The following is a 25,167-nucleotide window of genomic DNA, read 5'->3' on the forward strand; positions in this document are numbered from 1 at the left end:
AACCAATGAGTTCATCATATCTAATAAACTGTTGAACTGACACAGGTGAAGTAAAGCCATTTCTATCATGTATTTTCATTAACATTCATTTGTAGTTCCACACTTACAAAAATATGTATAATTTAAATTTGCACATAAAAAAACCACCTTGTAAGGTGGCAATTTGTCATGATAGTACTAATTCCTCCAAATGTCTTTGATAATTTATTCTTACAATCTCATCACTTTGTCTAATCCAGTATTCTTTACTGTATTCAGACCAAATGGTTAACCATTCTATATACATGTCACAATCAGATTTGCTCAATTTTAACATCTCCTTTCTATTAAGCTACCAAATTTATGCTCCTTAATATTTAAAATTGATCATGGCTTTATCTAGAATATCTTGGTCCACTCCTATATAGCGCAAAGTAATTTCTGGCTTAGAATGGTTAAAAAGTTTCTGTAATAGAGCAATATCTTTTGTTTGTTTATAGAAGTGGTATCCAAATGTTTTTCTTAATGTATGTGTTCCGATATCTTTTAACTTGAATTTTATAGCAGCTTTTCTTAATATCCGATATGCCATAGATCTAGTGATAGGTCTATTTTTCCCTTGACGACTCTTAAACAAATATTCCTTACTTTTTTTTCCTAATACAAATGTGTTAAGTTCCCTTCTTAACTCTGGATTAATACGAACCCACTTCTTTTTTCGAGTTTTTTGTTCTCTTATAATGATGTGAATACCAGTTACATCAGACACTCTTAAATTAAGAATGTCTGAAATACGTAAACCTGTATATATCCCCATTAGAAAAATCATATAATTACGGTCATTTTCAGCTTTTAAGAATTCTTTTATTAATTCAATTTTTTCTATGTCCCTTATCGGTTGAACAAAATTCATTTACTTCCTACCTCCTCAAATACTTCTAAATTGAGAATGGTAGCTAATCTAAGAAGAGCCTTTGCCTTAATACGATGATAATTTCGTTCAGACATTCCTAATTCATTAAAAACCTCATAATCAAAAATACTATCGTCTGTCATATAGCGTCTTATGAGTATTGCTCTTTGAAGGAAACTTAATCGGTTAACTGATAACTGCATTCTTCCCAGGAAGGCTTTTCTAAAATTTTCCTTATCTACACTTTTTATTGCTGCATGCTCAACGCTCGAATGAATGATATTTGTTTTACTTGGAGGTTGAAAGGTATATGTTTGTGTAATGCTAGGAAAGTCTGTTTCACCGGACTTTAAAAGCAGATATCTATACTTTTCAAACTCTGATTCTAATTTTATTTTCGTTTCTTTTTCATTAACTTTTGGTAGATCAAAGTCCAGCTGCACGCTTATTCCCCCTAACCAATTAAACTAACTACTGATTCAAGAGCTGAAGGATTCAAAACTTCAATTAATGTACCCTTCACCCAAACCTCTACTTCTCAAAATTCCAGTAATCTCAAGTTTTGCTAAAGCATTATTAATAGTTGACTTTGTATAGCGAGAACCACCACCGATTTCACCGCTTATAATTGTTAATTTTGTTCGACCATTTAATTCAACGACTAAGGCTCGAATTGCTTGTCCTTCTGTAAAAGAAAGTTTGTTTACCAATGTTCTTGTACATGTAACTAATTTCACTTAATTCTCTCCTTCATGATTTATTTTTCGGTTAGGTATTAATAAATTACTTAACGGTCTCTTGAATGAGTTTTGCAATGAAACTAGCTAATTTATCTTCATACTCTCTTTTAAGCCTTTCGATTTCTTCACGTAATTGTGTATTTTCATTCATGATTCTTTTAGAACGAACTACTTCATATCCCATTTTGTTTTGTAAACTTGTTATTTCTTCTTGTTGCTCTTTTATTTTTAACTCTAATAAGGTTTTATGGAATGCAGCTTACTAATTTGAGCATTCGTTTTTTTCATAATTACATTCTCCTTTTAGTTCTGATTTTCTAAGGACCCGCAATAAGCTATATTAAGCATGTCCATTTTTTTATTTGTTTTCTTCTAAGTAGTTTTGCAATCTCTCTTTAGCGATTTCTCGTCGGAAAGAAGTCGCTTTATTTTCTATTGTTAAACTGGTTTCAACTAAACGGTCATATGAACGTGGTCCGATCTGAATAGAAAGTTCAACTGGTTTGAGATTAGAAGTATAAAAGATTGGTAGTTTTTTACGGTAACGACCGTCAATAATGTTAAACATCACTTCTTGGACCCAATCAGTTAGTTTTTCGGCTCCAATATCATCTAGTACTAAAAGATCACATTCTAAAAGAGCCTTCATAATTTGCTGTTTTGTTTCTTTGTTGTCATTGTTAAACGTGCTTTTTATACGCTCTAATAGTTCTGGTACACTTTGAAAAACAACAATATATCCTTTATTATTTAATACATTTGTTACAGCTGCAGCTAAATGAGATTTCCCATTTCCGTATGCTCCCCAAATTAATAACCCATCTTGTTTCCAATTAGGGTATTCTTCAATATATTTCCTTGTAGCTTTAAAAGCGTGCTCCGTACCTTCTCTATGTTGAAAGTTCTCCAATGTTGATTGTGTAAATTTATCGCCAAGATTACTTATTGAAAATAGTCTTTCAATATCCGCACGCTTTTGAAAGTTCTCCATTTCTCTAATTCGATTATGCTCAATTTCTTTCATGCATTTACATACTGGTTGAACCCATCTATCAATATTTAAAATTGAAATTTTAACTCTATGCTTTGGAATGAATGTTCCGCAATGGTCACATGTAATTCCTTCATGATTTTCATCACAAGCCGATGTATTCAATATCTGGTTGATCGCTTCTTTTAGACTCATCTTTTAATTGCTCCTTTCGTTTTTTGAAAGCAATATCATCTGCGTAAACATCATCCATCGATTTTATATTTCTCCTTTTCCAGGATACTAATATCTTTACTGCATATGCCCATTGTTTATTTTGAGCTAATGCTCTTTTCATTGATTCAATTACTAAACTTTCGTCACAATCTTTACACCAATAGAGAATATCTTCCGTAATATACGGGTTCAGTACTCCGAAATTGTTTTCATAAAATATAATTGCATCATCTTTATTAACATCATCAACAACTGGCTCATTTTCTTTCGTGACAGTCACTTCGTCTTTTTCTTGTTGTTGTTCTTGTTCTTTTTTATATTCTTTTTCTTGTTCTTTTTCTTTTTCTTTTTCCTCTCGTGACGTATTATGTGACGGGATACGTGACGTATATAACTTGAAAAGCTTTTCATTCTTCTCAATATTTTCTGCAACAAATTCAATCAAAGTTTTATCTTTAACAAGTGAAATTTCTTTCTTAACGCAATCTTCGATCGGTTTTCCTAATCGCGGGAAATTATATTTAGCCCAATTTTTAATTGCTAATTCTCTAGTTTCTGGATTGTATTTAATTATTTTGTGGTTGTTTTCAAAACGATCCATTAACTGATTAATCGTTTCAATTGAATAGCCAGTATGAAACCCCATCTGCTTTTTAGTGATTTGATAAATACCGATTTGTGAAGCGTTCGGATTAGTAATTAAATACAGATAAAAGTATTTGTCTTCAGGCGTTAATTCTTCCAACACCTTTGGATCATCCCAAAAAATAGTTTGTACTGATCTAAATAAAGCCAATAAACTCACCCCGTTTAATAATAAAGTCCTCTATTTTTATAAAACGTGTATTTTCCGTTCCTAACCATTTGCTTAACAAGAACTCTTATGGAACCTTCTGTTCTTCCAACCGCAAAAGCCAATGTTCTTATATCATCTGTTTCATAAAACTTACAAAGATATTCCTTTTCATCTTCTGTAACAGGTGTACCATAATTAAAATGAAAGTCCGGATGATAGGTCATCCTTCCTTGTTTATCAAATTCGTAAACTTCTTCCATTCTTATCCCCTCCTATTGCTAATCCAATGGATCAATGCAATAATGAAGTTGTCTAGGCAACATTATTGGCTGATCCTTTGGGTTGGCTAATTTTTTATTTTAGCTACACCTATATAGCTAATTTCTCGTACGTATTGAACTATACAATCGATGTCATCATGCATCATTCCTTCTGGTTGAGATAATGTTGGTTGACCTTCAAAAATTTCTTCATTACAACCAATACATTCACTTACAATTAAATCTCCTTTATTATTCAAATCATTCACCTCCTTCAGAAATATTCCATTTTTCAGTAAACAAATTTCGCAAATAAGTTATAAATTTAAACTAAGCTAGGTCTCCAAGCGTTTATGTAGTTAATTGCTTCCTCATACTCATGTTTACGTATATCTCTAAAACTGTTTACTGCAAAAATATTTTTTAAATCTCTACCAATAGCAGCATGAACTTTTTGAACTGTATCTAAAATATCTGAGTTGATTTTTCCGTTATTCCATAATTGATAAACTCGCTTGTTCTTAGCGTTTTGAACCATTCTTTGTTGACCAAAATCTAAAGTTAACTGGTGATTTAATTTATCTTCTAAGGATGCTAAACGTTCATCTTGTTTCATCATTTCATTAGTCATGGTATGGATCATTTGTAATGGTGTCATTGATGGTAATTGTTGAGTAACTACTTTTTCCATTTCATAAAACTTATCTACATAAGCTACGGTGAATAAAATTCCTTTTTCACCAGTCATTTTGTTTGCTACCATATCGCAACCTTTTTTAGTAAGTAGGAAACATGGTTGTAGCTGTTTTCTTGAATTTAGGTACTCACTTGCTAAAAAGAAATTTTCACTAGGAAGATTTGCCGAGTGAAGAGTTTCTACATACTTACGAATTGATTTCATTAAATCGCTATGTTCTTTTCCAACCATTTCAGCAACTTCTACTGAACTAATAACGTTTACTCCATTATGATTAATAACTTGTAATGTACACATTAAATTTCTTCCTCCTCTGGATTCCATAAAAGTGAATTAAATTTTTCTTTGATTCGCTGAGGACTACACGCTACAGCAATTAACAATCCTGTAAGTCCTCCACCGATTAAAAGTCCCATTGCGTAAAGAGATAACATTAATTTCAGCTCCCCTATCTTTGTTTATTTAACCAATCAAAAAACTGATCTCTATTAACACGTTTTAATCTTCCTAACCGGATCAACGGAAAATCTTTTCTTTCCATCACATCGTATACATGACTTTTAGTACAACTTAATATGTTTGCAATGTGATCTGCAGTTAAAATGATTGGTAATTCTTGAATTGTTGAATTCACGGACTTAATCTCCTTTCAATTGGTTAAACTAACGATACTTCACATCAATTTGATTCTGATTTAGAATCTAATTTTCAAAAAAATTTACAATATCACAATCTAATGTATGAGCTAATATTGGTAACTCATCGGGACGAAATTTATAATGCCCCTTTTCACGTTTGTAATAAACTGAACCATTAGCTAAACCCAATAAATTAGCCATTTCTTCAAGGCTTATCCCCTTTTCAATTCGTTTATTTTTTATAATTTTTAAGTTAATTGGTGTCATTTCGAACCTCCTTTCTGATTCTGTTTTAGAAATTTTATAATCTAAATATACAATTCTGTTTTAGAATCGTCAATACATTTAATTCTGTTTTAGAATTTTTTTCATTTCTATTTTAGAAATGTGTTAAAATTTATTTTAACGAGGTGAACAAGCGTGGCAATTAAAGTTGGATCACGAATAAAAAATTTAAGAGAACATAATAACTGGACACAAAGAGAGTTGTCTGAGAAAATGAATATTTCTCAAAGTGTTATTAATCGAATTGAATTAAATACTCGGCCTGTAAGAGATGAAGAATTACTTGAATTCGCTAACGTATTTAACACAACTACTGATTATTTGTTAGGGAGAACAACTTCTCTTAAACCGACAGAGAAAAATTCTCTTACAGAAATACAAAAATTAGTTAGTGAAAATGGTATTGAAAACATCAGTTTTTTTGATATAGAAAAATGGAAAAACCTATCTGCTGCTGAAATTGAATTAGTAAAACAGCATTTTGAGATGGTTGCTAAGATCGCCGAGCAACGTAAAGAAGAGAAAAAATAAAAAGACACCTAGATAGTGGATCTAAGTGTCTTTTTATAAATACAATAAGTTATTAATTAATTTTTAGGAGGATTCAAATGAAAGAATTAATATATTTAGATAAGGATTTTTTACATTCTTTTATAGCTCAAACTAATGATGGTTTACCTTTAACTACTAATAATGAATACCAAGAACAACGATCTGAGACAAATCAAAAAACAGCAGGAAACAACACGAGAGGATTTGTTGAACTAGAAGCGAACTCTGGAGAATTTAAAATACCAGGTCTACTTAAAACTCCTTCAGGTAAGTTGGTATGGCGCATTGCACCCAATAAAAATAGTTCGGAAATGTATTCATTAAATGAATTGGAAGCAGGTAAAGAGATTATTTCAAAACACTTACATGACAATGCTTTAAATACATTTGAAAAATATCTAAATATTGAAAATAAAATTAAACCAATAAACGAAGCTTCTGTTGGTGACTATGTTAATTTAAAAGGCAGTTTTCGAATTATTGACTTAGGTTATTTAACCAGCTTGATCGGCGATGAATATTTTGAAATATCATTAAAAGAAACGCGCGATTTAAAAGATGCAGAAATTGAGGAAGTAAAAGCTAATAGAGATTTCAATAAAGGAACAAAGAAACACCTAATAGATAAAATCGAGGAAAAATTTAAAAAGATTGAAGATGAATTTTGCAAACCACTAAATTATGTGAATAGTATTCTTAAATATTTAAAAAAGATATCTCCAGTAGAATCATTTTTAATTGTACAGAATGCAGTTATCCCATTGAAACAGACCCATCTTAGAGAATCGGCAAAAGAATTACAATTTAAATATGGAACTGAAGAAATACACACTAATATTACAACAATTGGAAAAATAACTCGTGTTATAGATGAGGCAAAATTAAATACTGAATTCGATCAACTAGATTTCAATGAACAAGCTCCTAAAGACAGTTTTAGTTCTTTTCAGAATTTATTTACTTATTGTTTTAATTTTATTGGACTTTTACCAGATCAAGCAGTCATAATGTCACCAGTTGCTATTTATTTCGAATAAGTCTTCTATTTTTAGAATGTTCAGCCATTAGTAACTTTGCTTCAGCTATTTCACTTGAAATTCGTTTATATTCATTTCTTGATTCTTGGGTGTCTTTTACAATTTCGTTAAATTCTTTTCTAAATAAATTTTTAATTTTTTTATTTAACAAATTAAACACCTCCTATTTACATATTATCAATTAGTATATTCAAAGTAAATTAAGAATAAACTACAATCTTTTCAATGCCCAGAAAATGGGCATTTAATTTTATTTACAAACAGAACAAATATTCCTGTAATTATCACGAAACAACATTAAACACGAACGTATATTCTATGAGGTGCAACATGACAACAACTTATTTAGAAGATTATGTATCAACTTTATATAAAAAAACTGGTATTCTCACTCCAGATGATATTGATATCAAAAAAATATCATTAAAATTAAATATACTACTCACTTTTACAGAACTCGAATCATTTATGACCAATATTTTCCAATTAACTTGTATTAATATAGACTCTCGTTTAAGTGAATATGAACAAAGAGAAGCATACTTTCATGAGTTATGCCACGCACTAAGACACGTAGGAAATCAAATGAATTTGCCTAAATCCTTTTTAGACTATCAGGAATGGGATGCACAACGTTTTACATTATATGCGAGTATGCCCTACCACATGGTCAAAACTCGTCACTGGGACAATCCTAGTGCCTTACAAAGGGTATTTAAAGTTCCATACCACTTATGCGAGAAGCGTTTTAATCAATTAGCCAATCGTTACCATAATTTGAGTATCGGATAATTTTGATTTAATAACTATAATGTTTTATGAGGTGATATTATGAAAGGCAGTTTTAGGAAACGTGGCGACAAATGGAGTTTTGCAGTTGATTTAGGTAAAGATCCAATTACTGGAAAACGAAGACAAAAAACTCGTAGTGGGTTTAAAACTAAAAAAGAAGCACAAGCTGCATGTGCAGAGTTAATCAATGAAGTAGAAAAAGGCGTTTATTTTGAATCGAAGAATATTACTGTTAAAGAAGTTTGGGAAAGAGCACAAGAAATTCGTAAACAAGAATTAAAACCTCTTTCCATTCAAAATTCTGATTACACTGTAAAGAATCATATTTTACCTAAATTTGGTGATATGAACATCAATAAGGTTAATACCTTAATGGTTCAAAAGCATTATCAGGAGCTTTATGAAAATGGTTTAAGTGCGTCTACTGTCCAATATATTCATGTGTACTTTCAAATTATTTTCAATTTCGCTTTGGATTGGGAGATTGTTAAAAATACTCCTCTAAAGAAAGTGAAATTACCTAAGACAGAAAAGAAAATCCCAGTTACATGGTCAATTGAGCAATGTAATTCCTTTCTAGATTTTCTAGAAAAAAGAGAATATTACAAAGAACGATTATTTTTTCTTCTTGCAATTTTCACTGGGATGAGACGCGGTGAAATCTCTGCGCTCCAATGGAAGGATATCGATTCTTGGAAAAAGCAAATATCAGTTACAAAAACAACAATCTCACAGAACGGAAAAGGGTTAGTAATAACTTCACCCAAAACCCCTTCATCCATTCGAAATATTGCAATTTCTGATTATGTATTAGAACAATTAACAGAATATAAAACACATCAGAAAAAAGAATATTTGCAATATGGATTAAAGGTAACTGATGAATCAAATATATTCGACGGAACCGAACCACTGAAATTGTACAACCCAGCAAGTGCAGCTCACTTTTTACAACGTTTTTCAAAGAGACTACATTTACCACATGTAAAATTGCACGGGTTACGCCACACCCACGCAACAATCATGTTAGAAAATGGAGAAAACCCAAAAATCGTACAAGAACGATTGGGTCATAAAAACGTCCAAACAACGTTGAATGTGTACAGTCACCTCACACCAACCATTCAACAACAATCTGCCTCTCGATTTGAAGAATCTTTTTCGAAAAAAATAATAAATGAAATGTGAGCATAATGTGAGCATTTAGGAAAGAAAACTTAATAATACTAATAGTTTCCCCAACTTATATCATAAGTATTACTTATGACCCTTTAAATTAAAATTTAATTCGTTTGAGTTATTTTTAGTTAGTGAGCATAATGTATGCATTGAGTGTGTGAGGCACAAAAAACTGTGAACATTTATAAAGACTCCTAAATCTTACTAGGAGTCTTTATTTTTATATAATTATTATATCAATATTACTGCATTTAATCCGAAAACTCTTCTTCCACCTCTTCCCATCTCTCAGTGATGTTGTACCCGATACCACTGTAATAAATACAATCAGATTCAGTATATCTAAACTCACCAGTATTTCTGTAACTGTTTTGAACAGAACCACCATTTACATTACACAGTTAGACTAAAAGAAACCATACTTTGTTATGATATTGCTTTACTCTTCCTCTTTTTCAATTTTAAGACAAGCAGAAGTAGCGGCGGTTGTATACCAAATAAAAAAAACGCAACATTGCCCATTGTATCCCCAAGTTTAAATAGGTCATTCGTATTTTTCAGGGTCATGGAAATGATATAAATAACCGAAAGTAAGCCAAACATAAATGGATGAATGTTTTTTTTAAAGAGTTGGGCAAGCCCCAAAGAAGCAGCATAATGACTCACGTTAAAGCAAGTAAACATTTGCATAATCCACATTACAAGCAACAAAGACTCAAACCGTTCAAATAGCAAACCAGGCATATCAAAACCTCGCATGAGATCAATCGTTGGCCAAGTTTTGGTTACCACACCATCGACGGATAGTGCACCGATGACCATTACGATAGTTATCACGTAAAAGATCAGTGGGATGGAAATTCCAACTAAAACAGCTTTTACTGCTTGGTTTGGCTCTTTCATAAACGCCATTATAATCAACAGGCTTTCAAAACCTATATATGAGAGAGCCGTTGTTTTTATTCCTTTTAGTACGGGCATGATCCCCAACCCCAGTACCGGGCGCAAATTATCCACTTCAAATATTTTAAAACTCATAAAAGCAATCACCAAAAAAACGACGACCGTAATGGGGAGAATAATTTCAAACAGACGTGCCATCGGATTTATGCCGCCCATAATTAAATAGAGACCTATCCACATAAATGGCATCGCGATGGCCCAATATGGGGTACCTTCCAACAAAAATAAACTTGTTACCTCAACTAATGCACGGATATGAAATCCACCCATCATTACAAAATAACATACAAGGATTAGACTTAGTAACTTCCCCATCCATTTCCCTACAATTTCTTGGCTGTATTGATAAAAGGTTTTTCCTGGAAACCGTTGTCCTAATTTGACCATAATAACTCCTGCCACCATCGCAATCAGCCCGCCTAAAATTACAGTTAACCATGTATCTGGTGTATTCACTTTCTCTGTAGCTACCCGTGGCAAGGTCAGAATTCCCGTTCCAAGTATATAATTGCTAATGATAATAACTGCTTGAATTGTTGTAATACGGTCTTTGGGGCTAGTAATCATCGCAGGTCACTTCCTTATTCACAATTCAGGATAAATACTTTCTGATGGCTTATAACTTCTCATTTTTCCAATTTCTTCTTATAAACGGTACAATTTTACATTTCCAAAAAAGAATAAAAATTATGCACGTTGTATTCATGTGAAGTTTACATAATAGCAAGGCTATGAGTATTACTTATTTTATTTACCTTCTTTTTTTGTATAAAAACTTGTATAAAATTAAGAGATTTTAATGCTATGATCAAGAAGCACTTACTATTCAGTTGTAAAATAAGCACTGGAAAGGTAATGTGGGTAGACCTGCTATCCAAAAACTAGAAGGAGCCATGAGTGCTGATCGTGTGAAACGAGGATATTATATTACTTCTTCAGGATTTACTAAGGATGCATTAGAGTATGCTTTTAAAACTAATATCACTCTACATTTAAATAAAATATAAAATAAGAGGTTACACAATTATTCTTCCTCTTTGAACTATATACTTTAATACCAATGAAATTATTAAAATTGCAAAAAAATGAGGCTTGTTCTAGAAGAATTAAAAGGTGGTTTTGCAAAAGAACACATATCAAATTACCATTAAATAATTAATGTCGCTCACTTCGGTGGGCTATTTTTATTTTAGATATAATAAAGTTTTTTCATTTAAATAATAAAATTTCTACCTCAACTTGTAGATGAATAATTTTAATAGACAATCTATTTATTCTAAATTAAGATTAAGATTTTAGATTAAAATGATTAATGCAAAGGTAAACTCACCACGTATTACACAAAAAGCTCAGACTTTATGGTCTGAGCTTTTCTTATTTATATTTCCTGATAGCGTCCTATAATAATATATCATCAGTATTCACTTTTTTTATAATAATCTTTCTGTACATCCCATCAAACATTATTGGAATATCTACTTTAACAATTAAATGATCTTTATTCTTCTCATACAATTTTTCAAAGTTAACTCCGATGTCAGTACCTAATAATTTTATTAAAGGTCTAATTGCTTTTTTAAATGGCGAAAGTCCTTTGTTTTTTGGTGCAAATTTATCAAAGATGATAATTTCTCCACTTGGTTTCAATACTCTCAACATCTCTTTAAGACACTTATCTGCATCTGGAACAACTGATAATACAAGACTGCCTATAACAACATCGAAATAGGAATCACTCAAACTCATGTCTTGAGCGTCCATTTTTAAAAATTTTATTGATGAGTCTTTAAATTTTTCTTTTGCTTTGTTAAGCATATCATCTGAATAGTCTATAGATGTTATATCTAAATGTTTGTGATTAATCAGTTCCAAATCTGCACCAGTTCCTACTCCAACAAATAGTATCTTTTGATTTTTCAAGAAATTTGTATTACTGAAAACCTCTTTCCTTGCGTGGAGGAATCGCCCAGTGTTAAAAAAATTATCATATAAACGAGACCAAATTTTGTATATCAACTTATTCCACCGATTGTTCATATTACCTCCCATTTATTATTCAATATGCATTCATTATAACAACCAATTAAAGGGACAGAACCTTCTTTAATTCCTAAATATTTTAACATAAATTTCCAATTTTTCCCTTAAAATTTATAATAACTTTGAGTTCTTAGGTATTTAATTAATAATTTTTTTCCAAGCATTGTATTTTACTGATTTTCTTATTTATCATAATGCAGTTCAACTTACATAATTTTCCAAATTATAAGGCATATAACAAGAACTATTGATATTATTTTAATATTACATTTTGTTTTTAATTTTTTTCCAATATCACCTATTTTATAGAGAAACTTAACTTGTGCGTTTCTCTCTTCTTCCTGTTTATTTCTTGCATCAACTAAAAGTTCACAGTACATGTAAATTTTAATTTCTTTTGGATCTAGATTAGAAATCGATTCATCAATTTGAAATAAAGGTTTTCAGTCATTGCTTTTAATTGTTTTAATGCAGTACAAATCGAAGTACAAAAGGTATTTCCAAATTGATTACTACTAGTTTCACTATAATTACTCATAAGTTTTTCCCTTCTAAAAATAAGACCTTGTTAAATTCAAATATTGATTTTTTAGCAAAAGAAAAAGACCACAAAAATGTGGTCTTAGCTATTTTTCTTTAAACTATTGCAGCATTTAGTCTTAAACTGTGTCTAACATTTGGCGTGCAATTCAAAATACTGGGATTTTCTTTTATAAGGCTGGGTATTTTAGTTTCCTTTTTATTAGCACTATTATTAATAAACAAATTGGGATAATAATTTGTAGAGGTATTTGTAGTAAGAAGGGGACAACATCCCTTGCTTCATTACGTAATGCAACAAAATTCGTAGTCATCCACATTGAACAAACCAACATTATAACGGATGTAGGATAAACTAATTGCTTGCTTTCCTTAATGCCGAATAAATCTGCTGCTCCTGACACCGCACAATGGAAATAGATCGTAATCTTCACGAAATAATTACATACTGAAATCACTATAATAAAGGTATCAACTCTTTGAACAAAATCAGCAATATTAATATAACTAACTGCTGAAAGAAGTGGATAGATGATCCTTTCTATTTCAGAAACACCCAATATGGAAGTATTTAACATTGAAAATAAAGTCAATATAAGCCCAGAAAATAGTAATGATGTTATTCCTACTTGTACTACTTTCTTTTGTTTATTTAAAAATGGCAAAATCATAGTAAATGTAAATATCTCACCAAAAGGATTTGCAATTAATATCGGAGTTGCCTTTAACACTGGTTTCCATCCACTTTCTAATACAGGTCTTAAATTATTAATTTTGATTAAATCAGAAATAATTTCTAATCCGATAATTATAAACATAAGAAACATTATAAATAAAAAAATAAATTCATTCGAACGTGCAAATGTTTCAATTCCTTTATGACATGCATATATGACTATAATCATCATTAATATTCCAATTGAAATACGTGATGAAGCATTGTAAAGAGTAATAACCATTAATTCCTCAAAATTACGCAAAACTCGTGCACCTATATAAATAAAATATAATATATAGATTAGAGCTAACAGTTTTCCAATATATTTCCCTAAAATATATTGTATATATTTTGTAAATGGTACATCAGGAAAAAAAGAATATAACTTTATATATACAGAAAATAATAGACACCCCGCAGTAAGTCCTAATAATAAACTCATCCATGCATCTTGCTTGGCTAAAGAATATATTTCAACTGGTGGGGATGTACCGTTAATAAACATAAAAACCATACATAATAATTGAAAACCACTTACATTTAATTTACGATTCATTATTGCACCATCATTTAATCCTAACTTCCTCTATTTTCTTTTTTATATCATGTTTATTTTTACCATTTAGAATCTAAATTATGATTTATATAACAAAAACTGTATCGGATCAGAAACATTAATGTACAAAGAAAAAAACGCAATGTACCTTATTAAGATACGGAGCGTTATTTTCTATAAAATAGGCATATTTGCGATTCTTACTCTATTCTCAATAACGCTCCATGTACTTCTAATTCCTCAAATTTTCATGATTACCAAAAATGAATTTTCTACATCAATAGGCTTACTTGTATTTTAATTTTTCTTTTACTATTAATTAATCTTAAGCAGTTTTAACGACAGCAACCTCATATACTTTTTTCAGTGTGCCTAATTAGTTGTTAATTTGTTAACATCTTAGAACCAATTATAGACATTGCAATTGATGCTAAAGGCGATCAACTTGTTAATACTTGTGAGAATAGCCTTAGGATTTTATTGAGGCATTTATATGTAGATAATATCTATTTTGGAAAATGGTACATTAAATTACAAAAAAATAGAAAAATTATATTATGAATCAAATAAAACGCTTAAAATCAATATATTGGAGAATAAAATGTTAAAAAAGAAATTTATCGTTTCATTTCTTAGCGTAAGTATACTTTTAAGTAGTTGCTCTAACTATAAAGAATTAAATCAAATATCGATTGTGAATGCAATGGGGATCGATTACTTACCAAAAGAAAAAAAATATCAAGTGATCATTCAAATTATTAATCCTAGTGCAATTGCAACACAAACAGGTTCTCAAGGTATTCCAGTTATTGCATTAGAAGAAAAAGGTAGAACCATATCAGAAGCAGCACGAAATGTGTCAAAGAAAGGATCTCGAACAAATATTTATTCTCATGTAGCACTTGTCATAATAGGAGAAACATTAGCAAAAGAAAAATCATTAAATTTTATTTTCGATGTTTTTGAAAGAGATTCTAAAATTCGTGTAAATATTCCAGTTATTATTGCAAGAGATAAAAACGTAAATAAAGTGATGAATAACATAGCATCACTTGATAAACTATCGGCTAAATCAATTGTAGGAAAAATTAAAAATACATCATCTCTATTAGGTGAAAACCAAGAAACCTTAATGCGTGAGGCAATTTCTGCAATTTCTAGTAGTGGAAGAGAACCAGTAATAAATGGTGCAAGTTTAGAAAATGAAAGTAAAACATCACAGACACTTGAAAATATGGAAAAAGTCAAATCAAGTTATGATAAGATAAATGGCACTGGTATTTTTAGAGAAGGGAAATTAGTTGGTTGGTTAGATGGGCCACAGGCAAAATCAATACAAATTATTGATAATCTGATCAAGGAAACGAATATACAAATACCATGCAATAAAAAAGAATATGATTCGATGGAGATTACTCGGTTAAAATCAAAGACTGAAATTAAAATGAAGGGTAATATTCCAATAATAAATATAAAAGTTAACTCGATTGGTCATATTGACGAAGTACTTTGTAATGACAATTTTGATAAGGCAATAACGCTCGATAAATATGAAAAATTAGCTGAAAATGTTATAAAACGAACAATCGAAATAGGAATATCTGAAGTAAAAAAACTCGGTGGAGATGCATTTGGATTTGGAGAAAAATTACATATGTCTAATCCTAAAATTTATAAAAAATATGAAGGAAATTGGAATGATACATTTAAAAAGTCAAAAGTGTTAGTGGATGTCGACGTTCAAATTAATAATGTGGGAATGAGAAAGAAACCTTACCCTTATTAGTAGACAAGTTATAAAAGAATCAAAATTAGTAAACGCACTCAACCAATATTGAGTGCTTCAGCAATTATAAGATATATAACTGACTTACGAATAACAACCCTGTATCCAAAAAGGACACAGGGCTTTTTTATTTAAATGATTATGATGCCTTTAGTTGACTGATTGTATTTTCTGTAATGTCTGGCTTTCCCTTTCCGTTTAGTAACCTATTTAAAATTGGGATCTTTTTAATGAAAACAGATAATGAGATAGAGATTATTAAGCCAAATGCAAAATATAATGCCCAATGTATAGTTCCTTTAACGAAAAGAAAATCGAAAAATTTCAATGTAGCAATTGCAAATCCACCATGGAAAATTAAAATGATTAATGATTCTCTACCTAAAAAGGTAAAAAACTTTGTTGGAAACTTCATTTTAGACAATAATTTTGCAATCGATAGTGTTGCTATGCTTCCGGAAATGCCAGCTATATAGAATACAAAAAGGTTATCATAAATCCTGTAGTTCATATCTGCATTGTTGAAATACGTAGCAATTCCGAATATAAGGAGAGATAAAATTGATATAATACCAAATGGTTTTAGTTTATTTAATAATTGATAATACTTAAATTTATTTCCAAAATGCATGAATAAAAGTGCGACCAAAGCGATATCTAATCCCCACGGTAAAAATACAAAACGACTTATCGCATAGCCAACATATCCTAAAATTAAGTAAATACCGATTTGTATGTAAAGGCTAAAACTGCCAATGATTTTTTGAGTATAACAATAAAGTAATTGAGCGCAAAATAAACAAACTAAAAACCATATAGGTGTATTGTATCCTAACCAGCCATTAACCCCATTGCCATAAAAAATGCCAACAAGAGGTTTATACCAAATAAATTCATATTTTAAAGGGTTTACTGCGTTTAAAATTAACCAGTAAAAATAAGATAGAATCCCTGCCGTAAAGTACGGTACTAGTAGAGCATAAAATTTGTTGATCCATAATAGCCGCATATCATTTAAATACCTCTGGCTACTAAAAAGATAACCTGATACAAAAAAAAACAACGGCATTCTAAAGTCTCTTAAAATGTCATTTAACCAGATTGGAATAGCCGTATGTCCCATTACTACCAAAAATATAGTTACCCCCCTTGCGATATCTATTTCGATAAATCGTTTCATCCATATCCCCCTGAAATGCTTCAAGCACCAATAATAAGTTTTTTGTCCATTTATCATCATATTGGAGGATGTAAAATTTTACAATCATATATTATATTAAGCTCTATCCGTTAAAAACCCCTTTACTGCCAAGGATTTGATTTGTCAAATATTAAAACAAACCCTGTATATACTGATACAGGGTTTGAATGTAGTTTTATTTTTACATTTTGAAATTTCGAATGGTAAATTAATTTTAGTTTAAACTAAAAATAGTCATGAGATTTTATTTTTTCTTAGTCAAATAATTTTGCCCAAGTTTTTGGGCCTACTTTTCCATCTACGGTCAGGCCATTTTTCTTTTGAAAATTTCTTACTGCACGATCCGTAATTGGACCGAAAATACCGTCTGCGGTTATTCCTAATTCTTTTTGAACTAATTTAACACTATTTCCTTTTGAACCTGATTTTAATATCGTTCCTGGATATGCAGGTGGTTTAGCTTCCAATACTTTATCAGTACCATATCCTTTGTATTCAAATTGTAAATGTGGCTCATCTACAAAACTACTCCAGTCCCCACCCCATGTGAAGCCAATGGATTTTGCATATTTAATTGCCGATTTAAATGGTTCAGTATCGTAAGAGTTCCACCCTTCTTTACCATTTACAATTGGAACAAAATCTAATGCTTGACCTACAAGATGATATGACTTTCTAGTTTGGGACTTACCATTATCAACTAGTTCTTCTTGACGTTCTTTTGTTCGTGTCGTTTCGTAAATTAAAACATCGATATTGTTTTTTATACAATAATTGTACCATTTTAAAGCTGCTTGCTTTGTATTAGGAGCTAGCTTATTTATATTTGATAAATTTCTTTCGTGATAAGTTGGATTTGTCATTTAATGATTTCTCCTTTTAAATAAATTTAAAAAGCCAATCTACTTAGGAAGACTTATCCCGGTAAATAACATCGCTTGCTTTCATACTTTGAATACTTCTAACTAACCATTTAATTGTTCACATAAGCCAATATATTCACAAAATTGAAATTTCGTTTGAATAAATAGTCCACAAGTTTCCGTTTTTTTCCCAGAAAAGTCTTAATTCCTGTTAATTTTTTGAAACCTAGTTAAATTCCAGTCAATTCCATCAACTACAAACATAAAAAACACCTATTGTAAGATGCAGACATTAAACAATTTAAAAATGACTATCACATTATTTACCAATGATTTTTTAGTGTACTTAAAAAAATATAGGAAAGAATATCGATTATAAAAGGCAGTTTTCAAACCAATTCATTAAAAGTGTTGGCGAAAATGCCCTTATATAAGGAGGTATAATCATGTCTAGACGTAAAAATAATTCTGGTAGCGGAATGTCAGCTTCAATCGAGCAAGGGAAAGCAGCTGGGTTTAATGAAGAAACAGCGCAAGAGCCACTTTCAGCTGATTATAAGTTAAACAATAAAAAGACAAAAAAAAGACAATAAAAAAATAGCAAGCAATTTATAGGAATTGCTTGCTATTTTTTATATTTTTTGATCATTACTCAAAATCGTCTTTCCGCTTTCTTAAAACACCTTTGTTCAGCGTCGATTGAGGCATTAAATAAATAATATCTCCTGTTCTTTTCGTATCTCTATTAACATTACTTTTTCTTCGATTATAGTATAGGAAAAAATTAATCACATTTTTTTGTCTCTTATTATATTGAACTTTCTTGAACAAGAGATAGAGTACGATCACACCCGAATATATAAGACAAACTGTTAGTATTTGCATAATCAGTATCAGTCTCCTCTTTCATTTTGACTATTACTAGTATTGGTCAAATTACTTGTTTCATACATCAAAAGAGTCAGACAAACTAAAAAAATTAACTTTTACTCTATTAATTTCTTAGATTTATTTGTTGTTTGTCGTTTTTTATTATGAAAAATAATTTTCTCAACATTCATTTTTTATAATTTATATAAGATGAATTAGATCATAAGAAATACCTCCCTTTCATTAATTTATTTATATATATGGAAAATGGTTATCGAAAATTATTAGAAAAAAATGATTAAAACGCTTTCAATTATAAATTAGTAAATATTTCATTTTGGCATATTTTTTTGATTACAACTAAAGCTATTTGTAAAGGAAGGTGACAAGAATGACAAACAAATCGTCAAAAAGAAATAGCCCGATTGACCATGAAAGTGGACAACCAAAACCATTAAGTGGTTCTCATAAAGTGAAGAACCAAAATCATACAAGACAGAAAAAACATAGTCACCACGATATGTAAGTTAAATTAATTAGTTATAATGGAGGGGTTTAATTTGAAGAACAAGAAAAGTACTTACAATTCAAATTTTAATAAGAATGTAAAGCCTGATGGACTTGATGTCGAGTATTCAGCGGAACTAGCAGATCATGATGATGTAGAGGCACAAGAACGTTCAGCTCAAGCGGATGCACGAGTAAAGAAAAAAATGTAATTTGCTATACAAAAAAGGTATGCGAATACGTTTCGCATACCTTTTTTAATTATTTATTTATTTCAGCGTCAATAGCTGCTTTGATTGATTCTAAGCTAGGGTTGTCCACTGCTTTACCATTTACAAATATTGTAGGTGTTCCGTTAACACCATAATGGTTAGCAATTGCAACATCGTTAGCAACTTGTTTCATTGCATCTTTTTTGTATAAATCTTTTTTAAATTGTTTTTCGTCTAAATTCGGAATAACAGATTTTGCAATACTTGCTAATTTATCAGGTGTAGCCCAAGTAGTAGTTTCATCTTCTTGTTTTAAATAGATTTGCTCTTGAAACTTCCAAAATGAATCTTTATGAGTTTTATAAACTACTTCTGAAGCAAGTGCAGCTAAATTAGAATCCTTCGAAATAAACGGATAGTTAATAAATGAAAAATTGATTAAGCCATTATCGATATAATCGGTTTTAAGTTGTGGAAAAACTACTTTATTCCATTGAGCACAAATTGGACATTTATAATCACCAAATTCAACTACTTCGACTTTTGCATCTTTATTGCTAAATGTTGGTTGATCCTTTGTGTCAAATCCATCAACTTTCACTTGATTTACTCCAGCAATTGTTGGATATACTTCTTCAGTCTTTTTATCTTGCATTTTAGAAACTAAAAATAATGCTCCAACTAAAACAACTATTCCAACAAATACAGAAATAGCAAACGTTTGATTACTATTAGATTTTTTCTTTTTACTCATTAGTGCTATATTCCCCCTACGATTATGTACTGTATATTATTGTAACATAAACTAAAGTAAGCTAACTATTCATAACCCTCGTAATTGAAAATTATTCTTAATATATAGATCATCTAAAAACTTAAAATTCTTATTTGATTCATAAGTAGCAACTTAAAAATAATTATTTTTTAGTCACACAACATCCATCCACCATAAGAATTATTTCAAAGCTTTTTTCCTTAAGGATATGTTAAAAATTTCTAGTCATGTGAAAGCTTGTTCACCTGTATAATGGAAAATGATTTGGAAAATTGGAGGAAAATTATGTTTAAAATCATGCTATCAAGCTTTCAGCCGAGTAAGTACAATGAAGTGCTTCATTCGAAAAAACGAAGTATCATCGGTTACTATTTACTCGCCAGTTTCGTGTTAAGTGCGGGGCTATTTGAACTCTTGATGAATTTCGATATAGCATCGGATACGACATCGTTATGGACGGTATTAGAAAATGGATTCGGAGACAATGCTGAGCTGTTTCTACTGATTGTCATCCCACTTATTGTACTAATCATTCCAGTGATGATGCCAGTCTTGTTTTCACTTGTGTATAAGTATGCTGCACGAAAAAAAGACATTCATTTAACGTACCGCCAATGGTACAAATTATTTTTCGTTGGCGCGATCTCATTTACGTTCGTTTCATTTATCGTCGAAATCATTGCCTTTTTGTTTGTGAACTTTTCTTTAACATGGATTGAACGCGTTATGACCCTACTGTTTCTTACCTTTATGTACAAAGCGGGAAAAGCAGCGACAAATAAAAAAGAATCAGCCCAATAAAAGAAAAATTCCTGTTGCAGTTTACTGGAGTACCCAACACAACTAGTCTATAGATCTTCCATTGAAATTTTAGAGAGGAAATGGCTATTTGATGACGAGTTTCTTGTCACCGAATCTAAAATTTATAGGAATAATTAACTATGCCATAATTGAAAAAAGTACTTCGAAAAAGAAAAACATAGGAAGATTTTAGTCTTCCTATGCTTTCATCCAAATTATTTATCTGTTTGTTTTTGCTTATTTTTCAAATACTCCGCACGCATTTTTTCAAGTTGCTGCTTTTTATCAAATTTGGCAGGCGTCTGTTTTTCATGAAACTTTGACACAGCCATCTGACCTTTTGTATCTAATTGATATTTTCCCACTTTATTCACCTACTTTTCTGTCTTTAAAGAGAATCTATTCAACAAAATATAATATACATTATTTTACTGTAGAAAACCTTATTATAATGCTTAACCTTGCAGATATCACTAAAAACATTAAAAACTTATAAAATAATTCATCATTAAATGGTATTCATTTCATTTCAATATTTAGTTTAAAATACCTACCACTCTGCAAAAAACTTATTAATTCCATTTAATTATAGTGTTAGTGGTATCAATGAGTCATATACTTAAATATTTTGTGATTGAAGTAATCTATAGGTACACCATCTTTCTCAAGTTCTAGTTCATATGGTACGTACCAGTCATTATTATTTGAGTCATCATTAGTTCTATTGCAACTACCGAACAAATCTCCTTCTTCAACCTAATGGAAACAATCCTACTTTGGGCATTTTACTTATCACCCTTTCTAAGACATTAAGAATGAAATTGAACTTAGCAATGCTTTAGTTGAATATCACTTTTCCAAAAATAATCCCAATAATAAAAATAGATGTAATTCCAGAAAACATTGTTAACAAGATTTTTATTCGTTGCGTTCTAAATTTGAAACGACTATATAATTTAATAATTAGAATAATGAATGGTACCTGTAAAATTCCAAAATATATCCGATCAAAAGTAAATGGAGTGCTGTGATACTTTTCAATATAAAAATTTATGCTCATAATGCAACTAATCAATTTGAACTGAAAAATAACAAAATTTAATATATTTCATTTTGTATTTTCCTTTATTATCTATATTATTTTTAAATAAAAGATTAATTTTATAAATCCGTTACAATTTTCATTTCCTCTTGCATAATGCCTATTCTTGTACAATTTTATCAAATCTGAATACCTTGGTATATTATTTTTCACACATTTCTTTTCCAACCAACCTGGAATCAGATTTCACTAAATAAAGACTTCAATTTTCTAAAAAAAAAGCCAAGTCTACAATTAAATAAACTTGGCTTTCATTTATTAGTTATTTTTATTGACTAAAATAATCAATTCTTCATCAAATATAATGTCAGAGTTTAAAATTAACAGTTCTCTTATAAAAGCTTTTGGATTTTCGAGGGTTAAAATAATTGGTTGTACTGACTCGTTAATATGAATTAATAAAGTTATTATTTCTTTATTTTTTCCATAAACTTCGACTAGTTGCTTTATTTCTGTAATATCATTGACCTTAAGTTTAACTGTTAAAATGCCTTTATGAATAATAATTTCATCCTGGATTAAAACAATATCGCTTCTTATTAGGCGGAAAGCTGTAATACTTAAAACAATTACGACTACAGCGATTTGCAGATAGGTTTTTAAATCATTTCCGTTTCCTACAAGCATTGATATTAACTTGTACAGAATGACCAGGAATATTGAACTGGCTGCCATATAAAATAAAATACTTAGAAAAGTAAAGTGAGAAGAGAATTTAGTTTGTTTCACATTCTTTCGCCTCCTCTACGACTTTTTTCTTTATTTTTTCTACTATATGATTCAAATACTTAAAATGAAACTAGTACTTAAAAATAAATGGTCATTTTTTGACAAAAAACATATGTACTTGCTTGATACTTGTCATATTTTCTTACTATAATAGTGGTATGTTTACCTAATACAAGGAGGATACATATGTTTTCGTTCTTTTCTCAAATTATGATTGTCTTATGGACAATTTTCTTGTTAGGAATGATGTCAATCGGCGGATACTTTATGTTCAGAAAGTTTTTGAAAAGATTACCTAAAGAGGATGGGAAATCGATTTTAGATTGGCAGGAAGAATATTTACAAAAAACAAGACATTTGTGGTCAACTGAACAGAAAGAATTGCTTGAAGAATTAGTAAAACCTGTTCCATCATTATTTAGAGATATAGCTCGAGATAAAATAGCTGGAAAAATTGGTGAATTGGCGTTATTAAATAACGCTTCGCAAATTACACAAGGCTTAATTATTGAAGGATATATTAAAGCAACCCCTAAGCGAGATCATGCATTTTTAGTTAAAACACTAAAGAAAAAAGAAATCGATTTTGCCGATTTTAAGCATTTACTTGCAAAATAAAACGTGTACCCGAAAAGGTACACGTTTTTTCATGTGATAATTGTATTTGAAGGAAGCTGTCTTCTCATTTTTTGATATGATTTGTACATTGCTAAGCGCCAAGGCACAATCATTGAAAATGCTAATAAGAAGAACATACCACTTAATTGGCCTACATCGATCGATGAACTTAAATATAACTTCATCACAATTCGAACGACTAATAAACCAAGTAAGATAAAAACAAACGCTTTTGATCTTTTTAAATAAATTTCATTTTCTACAATTTCAAATTTAGATGTTTTAATTAAAAATAACGAAAAAAATACTCCCAAACAAACAGCTTCTAATACTTCAGATCCCGTCAATCTAAACTCTGGTACTAAGTACATTAAAGCTCCACTACTCATAAAAAATGGAGGTAAAATTATTTTTTTAAGGTTTGTCGGCTTTTTAGCAGCCTTTAGTCTAACGACAATTACACCTAAAGCCATACAAGTTGCTAATACTGTGCTAAAAATTATACTCATATCTTTACTCATTTTTTTCACTACCTTTTTTCTCAATCTTAAAGAATAACAATTCTTATATGCATTTAAAAACTGATAACGACAGTTTTTGTGAATACAAAGCTCACTTTTTATCATATAAACTGATTATATAATACTGCTTCTACCACATCGATGCAAATCCAATAACTTCAAATCCTGCAATTTTTTACATTGGAAAAATAATGTTTAAAACCCAGTAAATCCGCCAAAAAATCTTGTAAAATAAATTGTAATTTTAGTCAACCAATCAAAATATAACATGATTCCCATAATGATCATGATATATCCTCCAAAAACGACGATTTTATGTGAATACTTTTTAATCCAACTTAGTGATCCTAAATAAAACGACAATACAAAAAATGGAATAGAAAATCCAAGTGTATATGCTAACATATAAAATAGACTTGAACCTGGGTTACTTACAGCAAGTGCAAATACTGAAGTTAAAATTGGTCCAGTACAAGGTGTCCACCCTGCTGCAAATGCTAATCCAATTAAAGTAGAACCTAAAAATCCTGAAGGACGTTTTGAAAATTGAAACCTACGATCATTCATTAAAAACTTCGGTTGAAAAATACCCGTTACGACTAAGCCTAAAAATACGATTAAAATCGCACCAACTTGACGAATAAAATCTTGGTAACGCATAAAAAAGGAACCAACTATGGAAGTGCTAAAACCTAAAACAACAAAAATAATTGTAAAACCAAGTAAAAAGAACAAAGTATGTAATAAAATTTTACTTTTATGTATTCTTTTTTCATTTTGTAAATCACTTAAAGATACCCCTGTAATATACGATAAAAACGCTGGATAAATCGGTAGACAACATGGAGAAATAAAGGAGAGAAATCCCGCTCCAAATGCAATACCAATATTTAAATCCCCCATTAACTTACATCCCTTCCCATCTTCATTCTAGATAATATTATAACAGAATTGCTTTTTATTTAGTATTAAAAGTAGTTAATAGACCGCATCATACACATATTTTAAGAATCTCTAATCACTCATTCATTACCAAAAAAATGAAGAAAAGTGATTAAATTGGAATATTTTCACTAAAATTTCGGCACACTTCTTAATAAACTAATTTATTATTAAGGTGGAAACATGTTTAAAAAAATATGGCCAAGTTTTTTATTATTATTAATCCTTATCATATACTATTGGAAAATATTACCTATAATTTATAAATTTCATGAATAAGACAAAAATTATTTATGGCATTTCCAAAAACCCCACTTTTATCTTCAAATGCTTTTTAATTTCAATACT

General features: G+C 30.1%; 35 protein-coding genes and 2 pseudogenes. 11 read left to right on the forward strand and 26 right to left on the reverse strand.

The window, feature by feature from the left end:
* Window positions 1-166: 166 nt before the first annotated feature.
* From BM319_RS24580 to BM319_RS05405, 13 genes are all read right to left on the reverse strand, one after another.
* Entirely contained in the window at window positions 167-307 is a 141-nt protein-coding gene (locus tag BM319_RS24580; protein WP_175495556.1) for a hypothetical protein, read from the reverse strand.
* Between the two features lie 42 nt (window positions 308-349).
* On the reverse strand, window positions 350-892 hold the full coding sequence (locus BM319_RS05365) for a site-specific integrase (protein WP_091021531.1): 543 nt from the start codon (window positions 890-892) through the stop codon (window positions 350-352).
* A complete protein-coding gene (locus tag BM319_RS05370; protein ID WP_175495557.1) occupies window positions 889-1,335 on the reverse strand; it encodes an ArpU family phage packaging/lysis transcriptional regulator in 447 nt (148 codons plus the stop codon). Before BM319_RS05370 ends, BM319_RS05365 begins: the two co-directional genes overlap by 4 nt.
* A gap of 60 nt (window positions 1,336-1,395) precedes the next feature.
* Window positions 1,396-1,629 carry a hypothetical protein gene (locus BM319_RS05375; RefSeq protein WP_091021535.1) on the reverse strand — a complete coding sequence of 78 codons (234 nt, stop codon included), beginning with the start codon at window positions 1,627-1,629 and terminating at the stop codon, window positions 1,396-1,398.
* Window positions 1,630-1,675: 46 nt separating this feature from the next.
* Window positions 1,676-1,816, reverse strand: coding sequence for a hypothetical protein (locus BM319_RS24585; RefSeq protein ID WP_175495558.1), 141 nt, complete (start codon window positions 1,814-1,816; stop codon window positions 1,676-1,678).
* Between the two features lie 174 nt (window positions 1,817-1,990).
* Window positions 1,991-2,818, reverse strand: a complete 828-nt coding sequence (locus tag BM319_RS05380; RefSeq protein ID WP_139226488.1) for an ATP-binding protein — start codon at window positions 2,816-2,818, stop codon at window positions 1,991-1,993.
* Window positions 2,769-3,635 carry a DnaD domain-containing protein gene (locus tag BM319_RS05385; RefSeq protein WP_091021538.1) on the reverse strand — a complete coding sequence of 289 codons (867 nt, stop codon included), beginning with the start codon at window positions 3,633-3,635 and terminating at the stop codon, window positions 2,769-2,771. The genes BM319_RS05380 and BM319_RS05385 overlap by 50 nt, the downstream gene beginning before the upstream one ends.
* A 14-nt stretch (window positions 3,636-3,649) precedes the next feature.
* Entirely contained in the window at window positions 3,650-3,895 is a 246-nt protein-coding gene (locus BM319_RS05390; protein WP_091021540.1) for a hypothetical protein, read from the reverse strand.
* 86 nt (window positions 3,896-3,981) lie between these two features.
* On the reverse strand, window positions 3,982-4,155 hold the full coding sequence (locus BM319_RS24590) for a hypothetical protein (RefSeq protein ID WP_175495559.1): 174 nt from the start codon (window positions 4,153-4,155) through the stop codon (window positions 3,982-3,984).
* 65 nt (window positions 4,156-4,220) lie between these two features.
* Window positions 4,221-4,889 carry a Rha family transcriptional regulator gene (locus tag BM319_RS05395; protein ID WP_175495560.1) on the reverse strand — a complete coding sequence of 223 codons (669 nt, stop codon included), beginning with the start codon at window positions 4,887-4,889 and terminating at the stop codon, window positions 4,221-4,223.
* Window positions 4,889-5,026: a hypothetical protein gene (locus tag BM319_RS24595; RefSeq protein ID WP_175495561.1), complete on the reverse strand. Its 138-nt coding sequence runs from the start codon at window positions 5,024-5,026 to the stop codon at window positions 4,889-4,891. Before BM319_RS24595 ends, BM319_RS05395 begins: the two co-directional genes overlap by 1 nt.
* Before the next feature lie 14 nt (window positions 5,027-5,040).
* Window positions 5,041-5,226: a helix-turn-helix domain-containing protein gene (locus BM319_RS05400; RefSeq protein ID WP_091021543.1), complete on the reverse strand. Its 186-nt coding sequence runs from the start codon at window positions 5,224-5,226 to the stop codon at window positions 5,041-5,043.
* 67 nt (window positions 5,227-5,293) lie between these two features.
* Entirely contained in the window at window positions 5,294-5,497 is a 204-nt protein-coding gene (locus BM319_RS05405; protein WP_091021545.1) for a helix-turn-helix domain-containing protein, read from the reverse strand.
* Window positions 5,498-5,650: 153 nt separating this feature from the next.
* Between BM319_RS05405 and BM319_RS05410 the strand changes: the two genes are divergently transcribed.
* Entirely contained in the window at window positions 5,651-6,046 is a 396-nt protein-coding gene (locus BM319_RS05410) for a helix-turn-helix domain-containing protein (RefSeq protein WP_091021548.1), read from the forward strand.
* A gap of 77 nt (window positions 6,047-6,123) precedes the next feature.
* Window positions 6,124-7,104 carry a DUF6414 family protein gene (locus BM319_RS05415; RefSeq protein ID WP_091021550.1) on the forward strand — a complete coding sequence of 327 codons (981 nt, stop codon included), beginning with the start codon at window positions 6,124-6,126 and terminating at the stop codon, window positions 7,102-7,104.
* Here BM319_RS05415 and BM319_RS24600 read toward each other — a convergent pair.
* Entirely contained in the window at window positions 7,088-7,255 is a 168-nt protein-coding gene (locus BM319_RS24600) for a hypothetical protein (RefSeq protein ID WP_175495562.1), read from the reverse strand. The two genes, BM319_RS05415 and BM319_RS24600, sit on opposite strands and share 17 nt — an antisense overlap.
* A gap of 179 nt (window positions 7,256-7,434) precedes the next feature.
* Here BM319_RS24600 and BM319_RS05420 point away from each other — a divergent pair, with 179 nt between their 5' ends.
* Both BM319_RS05420 and BM319_RS05425 read left to right on the forward strand, forming a co-directional pair.
* Window positions 7,435-7,896, forward strand: coding sequence for an ImmA/IrrE family metallo-endopeptidase (locus BM319_RS05420; protein ID WP_175495563.1), 462 nt, complete (start codon window positions 7,435-7,437; stop codon window positions 7,894-7,896).
* 39 nt (window positions 7,897-7,935) lie between these two features.
* Window positions 7,936-9,084 carry a site-specific integrase gene (locus BM319_RS05425; protein ID WP_091021554.1) on the forward strand — a complete coding sequence of 383 codons (1,149 nt, stop codon included), beginning with the start codon at window positions 7,936-7,938 and terminating at the stop codon, window positions 9,082-9,084.
* 417 nt (window positions 9,085-9,501) lie between these two features.
* Here BM319_RS05425 and BM319_RS05430 read toward each other — a convergent pair whose 3' ends face one another.
* Complete coding sequence (locus BM319_RS05430) at window positions 9,502-10,605, reverse strand: spore germination protein (protein ID WP_069032368.1); 1,104 nt, start codon at window positions 10,603-10,605, stop codon at window positions 9,502-9,504.
* A 284-nt stretch (window positions 10,606-10,889) separates the two neighbouring features.
* Between BM319_RS05430 and BM319_RS05435 the strand changes: the two are divergent.
* Window positions 10,890-11,045 (forward strand): annotated as a pseudogene (locus BM319_RS05435) (restriction endonuclease); the annotation flags it as partial.
* Window positions 11,046-11,436: 391 nt separating this feature from the next.
* Here the strand turns inward: BM319_RS05435 and BM319_RS05440 are convergent.
* The 3 genes from BM319_RS05440 to BM319_RS05445 form a co-directional block, all read right to left on the reverse strand.
* A complete protein-coding gene (locus BM319_RS05440) occupies window positions 11,437-12,075 on the reverse strand; it encodes a class I SAM-dependent methyltransferase (RefSeq protein WP_069032367.1) in 639 nt (212 codons plus the stop codon).
* 406 nt (window positions 12,076-12,481) lie between these two features.
* On the reverse strand, window positions 12,482-12,616 hold the full coding sequence (locus BM319_RS25000; RefSeq protein ID WP_286143684.1) for a hypothetical protein: 135 nt from the start codon (window positions 12,614-12,616) through the stop codon (window positions 12,482-12,484).
* 172 nt (window positions 12,617-12,788) lie between these two features.
* Window positions 12,789-13,892 (reverse strand): GerAB/ArcD/ProY family transporter, encoded by a 1,104-nt coding sequence (locus BM319_RS05445; protein WP_091021556.1) that lies wholly within the window; start codon window positions 13,890-13,892, stop codon window positions 12,789-12,791.
* Between the two features lie 601 nt (window positions 13,893-14,493).
* On the opposite strand from BM319_RS05445, the gene BM319_RS05450 reads away from it, so the two are divergent.
* Window positions 14,494-15,678 (forward strand): Ger(x)C family spore germination protein, encoded by a 1,185-nt coding sequence (locus BM319_RS05450; RefSeq protein WP_091021558.1) that lies wholly within the window; start codon window positions 14,494-14,496, stop codon window positions 15,676-15,678.
* Window positions 15,679-15,817: 139 nt separating this feature from the next.
* Here the strand turns inward: BM319_RS05450 and BM319_RS05455 are convergent, their stop codons facing one another.
* From BM319_RS05455 to BM319_RS05460, 3 genes and pseudogenes are all read right to left on the reverse strand, one after another.
* The gene (locus tag BM319_RS05455; protein ID WP_175495564.1) at window positions 15,818-16,858 is read right to left on the reverse strand and encodes an acyltransferase family protein; all 1,041 of its coding nucleotides are present in this window, start codon (window positions 16,856-16,858) and stop codon (window positions 15,818-15,820) included.
* 275 nt (window positions 16,859-17,133) lie between these two features.
* Window positions 17,134-17,346: a peptidoglycan-binding domain-containing protein gene (locus BM319_RS25295; protein WP_483295416.1), complete on the reverse strand. Its 213-nt coding sequence runs from the start codon at window positions 17,344-17,346 to the stop codon at window positions 17,134-17,136.
* Between the two features lie 6 nt (window positions 17,347-17,352).
* A pseudogene (locus BM319_RS05460) lies at window positions 17,353-17,742 on the reverse strand (M15 family metallopeptidase); the annotation flags it as partial.
* A 446-nt stretch (window positions 17,743-18,188) separates the two neighbouring features.
* On the opposite strand from BM319_RS05460, the gene sspO reads away from it, so the two are divergent.
* The 3 genes from sspO to BM319_RS05480 all read left to right on the forward strand — a co-directional run bounded on the left by sspO (window position 18,189) and on the right by BM319_RS05480 (window position 19,331).
* Window positions 18,189-18,335 carry a small acid-soluble spore protein SspO gene (sspO, locus tag BM319_RS05465; RefSeq protein ID WP_069032362.1) on the forward strand — a complete coding sequence of 49 codons (147 nt, stop codon included), beginning with the start codon at window positions 18,189-18,191 and terminating at the stop codon, window positions 18,333-18,335.
* Between the two features lie 668 nt (window positions 18,336-19,003).
* Window positions 19,004-19,138, forward strand: a complete 135-nt coding sequence (locus BM319_RS05475) for a small acid-soluble spore protein P (RefSeq protein ID WP_084006741.1) — start codon at window positions 19,004-19,006, stop codon at window positions 19,136-19,138.
* Window positions 19,139-19,172: 34 nt separating this feature from the next.
* Window positions 19,173-19,331, forward strand: a complete 159-nt coding sequence (locus tag BM319_RS05480) for a YfhD family protein (protein ID WP_254664537.1) — start codon at window positions 19,173-19,175, stop codon at window positions 19,329-19,331.
* A 49-nt stretch (window positions 19,332-19,380) separates the two neighbouring features.
* Here BM319_RS05480 and BM319_RS05485 read toward each other — a convergent pair whose 3' ends face one another.
* Window positions 19,381-20,085: a DsbA family protein gene (locus BM319_RS05485; RefSeq protein ID WP_091021563.1), complete on the reverse strand. Its 705-nt coding sequence runs from the start codon at window positions 20,083-20,085 to the stop codon at window positions 19,381-19,383.
* A gap of 285 nt (window positions 20,086-20,370) precedes the next feature.
* On the opposite strand from BM319_RS05485, the gene BM319_RS05490 reads away from it, so the two are divergent.
* A complete protein-coding gene (locus BM319_RS05490) occupies window positions 20,371-20,907 on the forward strand; it encodes a hypothetical protein (RefSeq protein WP_139226490.1) in 537 nt (178 codons plus the stop codon).
* A 215-nt stretch (window positions 20,908-21,122) separates the two neighbouring features.
* Here BM319_RS05490 and BM319_RS24605 read toward each other — a convergent pair whose 3' ends face one another.
* Window positions 21,123-21,272 carry a hypothetical protein gene (locus tag BM319_RS24605; protein ID WP_091021567.1) on the reverse strand — a complete coding sequence of 50 codons (150 nt, stop codon included), beginning with the start codon at window positions 21,270-21,272 and terminating at the stop codon, window positions 21,123-21,125.
* Window positions 21,273-22,267: 995 nt separating this feature from the next.
* Window positions 22,268-22,738, reverse strand: a complete 471-nt coding sequence (locus BM319_RS05500; protein WP_091021569.1) for a hypothetical protein — start codon at window positions 22,736-22,738, stop codon at window positions 22,268-22,270.
* A gap of 186 nt (window positions 22,739-22,924) precedes the next feature.
* Here BM319_RS05500 and BM319_RS05505 point away from each other — a divergent pair, with 186 nt between their 5' ends.
* Window positions 22,925-23,356, forward strand: a complete 432-nt coding sequence (locus BM319_RS05505; protein ID WP_069032356.1) for a DUF2621 family protein — start codon at window positions 22,925-22,927, stop codon at window positions 23,354-23,356.
* Window positions 23,357-23,385: 29 nt separating this feature from the next.
* Here BM319_RS05505 and BM319_RS05510 read toward each other — a convergent pair whose 3' ends face one another.
* Window positions 23,386-23,865, reverse strand: coding sequence for a CcdC family protein (locus BM319_RS05510; RefSeq protein WP_069032626.1), 480 nt, complete (start codon window positions 23,863-23,865; stop codon window positions 23,386-23,388).
* A 207-nt stretch (window positions 23,866-24,072) separates the two neighbouring features.
* The gene (locus BM319_RS05515; protein WP_069032355.1) at window positions 24,073-24,780 is read right to left on the reverse strand and encodes a cytochrome c biogenesis CcdA family protein; all 708 of its coding nucleotides are present in this window, start codon (window positions 24,778-24,780) and stop codon (window positions 24,073-24,075) included.
* Window positions 24,781-25,167 lie beyond the last annotated feature (387 nt).

Origin of the sequence: Bacillus sp. UNCCL81 (genome assembly GCF_900112535.1) — a bacterium.
GTDB lineage: Bacteria > Bacillota > Bacilli > Bacillales > Bacillaceae_G > Gottfriedia > Gottfriedia luciferensis_B.

What these genes read in the sequence shown, in the direction of transcription:
- BM319_RS05485 (WP_091021563.1), bottom strand. Translation starts at nt 20,085, where the DNA reads ATGAGTAAAAAGAAAAAATCTAATAGTAATCAAACGTTTGCTATTTCT.
- BM319_RS05505 (WP_069032356.1), top strand. Translation starts at nt 22,925, where the DNA reads ATGTTTTCGTTCTTTTCTCAAATTATGATTGTCTTATGGACAATTTTC.
- BM319_RS05440 (WP_069032367.1), bottom strand. Translation starts at nt 12,075, where the DNA reads ATGAACAATCGGTGGAATAAGTTGATATACAAAATTTGGTCTCGTTTA.
- BM319_RS05445 (WP_091021556.1), bottom strand. Translation starts at nt 13,892, where the DNA reads ATGAATCGTAAATTAAATGTAAGTGGTTTTCAATTATTATGTATGGTT.
- BM319_RS05515 (WP_069032355.1), bottom strand. Translation starts at nt 24,780, where the DNA reads ATGGGGGATTTAAATATTGGTATTGCATTTGGAGCGGGATTTCTCTCC.
- BM319_RS24595 (WP_175495561.1), bottom strand. Translation starts at nt 5,026, where the DNA reads ATGTTATCTCTTTACGCAATGGGACTTTTAATCGGTGGAGGACTTACA.
- BM319_RS25000 (WP_286143684.1), bottom strand. Translation starts at nt 12,616, where the DNA reads ATGAGTAATTATAGTGAAACTAGTAGTAATCAATTTGGAAATACCTTT.
- BM319_RS05455 (WP_175495564.1), bottom strand. Translation starts at nt 16,858, where the DNA reads ATGAAACGATTTATCGAAATAGATATCGCAAGGGGGGTAACTATATTT.
- BM319_RS05425 (WP_091021554.1), top strand. Translation starts at nt 7,936, where the DNA reads ATGAAAGGCAGTTTTAGGAAACGTGGCGACAAATGGAGTTTTGCAGTT.
- BM319_RS05380 (WP_139226488.1), bottom strand. Translation starts at nt 2,818, where the DNA reads ATGAGTCTAAAAGAAGCGATCAACCAGATATTGAATACATCGGCTTGT.
- BM319_RS05365 (WP_091021531.1), bottom strand. Translation starts at nt 892, where the DNA reads ATGAATTTTGTTCAACCGATAAGGGACATAGAAAAAATTGAATTAATA.
- BM319_RS05475 (WP_084006741.1), top strand. Translation starts at nt 19,004, where the DNA reads ATGACAAACAAATCGTCAAAAAGAAATAGCCCGATTGACCATGAAAGT.
- BM319_RS05395 (WP_175495560.1), bottom strand. Translation starts at nt 4,889, where the DNA reads ATGTGTACATTACAAGTTATTAATCATAATGGAGTAAACGTTATTAGT.
- BM319_RS05450 (WP_091021558.1), top strand. Translation starts at nt 14,494, where the DNA reads ATGTTAAAAAAGAAATTTATCGTTTCATTTCTTAGCGTAAGTATACTT.
- BM319_RS24585 (WP_175495558.1), bottom strand. Translation starts at nt 1,816, where the DNA reads ATGGGATATGAAGTAGTTCGTTCTAAAAGAATCATGAATGAAAATACA.
- BM319_RS05420 (WP_175495563.1), top strand. Translation starts at nt 7,435, where the DNA reads ATGACAACAACTTATTTAGAAGATTATGTATCAACTTTATATAAAAAA.
- BM319_RS05510 (WP_069032626.1), bottom strand. Translation starts at nt 23,865, where the DNA reads ATGAGTATAATTTTTAGCACAGTATTAGCAACTTGTATGGCTTTAGGT.
- sspO (WP_069032362.1), top strand. Translation starts at nt 18,189, where the DNA reads ATGTCTAGACGTAAAAATAATTCTGGTAGCGGAATGTCAGCTTCAATC.
- BM319_RS05430 (WP_069032368.1), bottom strand. Translation starts at nt 10,605, where the DNA reads ATGATTACTAGCCCCAAAGACCGTATTACAACAATTCAAGCAGTTATT.
- BM319_RS05390 (WP_091021540.1), bottom strand. Translation starts at nt 3,895, where the DNA reads ATGGAAGAAGTTTACGAATTTGATAAACAAGGAAGGATGACCTATCAT.
- BM319_RS05415 (WP_091021550.1), top strand. Translation starts at nt 6,124, where the DNA reads ATGAAAGAATTAATATATTTAGATAAGGATTTTTTACATTCTTTTATA.
- BM319_RS05405 (WP_091021545.1), bottom strand. Translation starts at nt 5,497, where the DNA reads ATGACACCAATTAACTTAAAAATTATAAAAAATAAACGAATTGAAAAG.